Origin of the sequence: Neisseria sp. 19428wB4_WF04 (genome assembly GCF_015235335.1) — a bacterium.
In the GTDB taxonomy this organism is placed as follows: Bacteria; Pseudomonadota; Gammaproteobacteria; order Burkholderiales; family Neisseriaceae; genus Neisseria; species Neisseria musculi.
The window spans coordinates 1-208 of record NZ_JADGLG010000262.1 but is presented as its reverse complement, the minus strand read 5'-3'; the positions used below and the strand labels follow the sequence as shown (position 1 = coordinate 208).

Annotated in this window: 1 protein-coding gene; it reads left to right on the top strand. The window is 63.5% G+C overall.

What is annotated here, in order from left to right:
* A partial coding sequence (locus IR141_RS13250; RefSeq protein ID WP_135037892.1) for a hypothetical protein occupies nt 1–208 on the top strand: 208 nt, incomplete at both ends.

Sequence of the window (208 nt, the reverse complement as noted above, 5' to 3'; positions counted from 1 at the left end):
CGGTCGACACCACCGCCCCGATGATCAGCGTAGACGCGCCGGACAACAGCAGCGACAACACCCCGACCATCAGCGGCAAAACCGATGCGCCCGCCGGTTCGGTGGTAACCGTAGTGGTAACCGGTTCAGACGGCCAAAGCCAAACCGTTACCACCACCGTCAAGGCAGACGGCAGCTACAGCGTAGACGTGCCCAAAGCCCTGCCCGA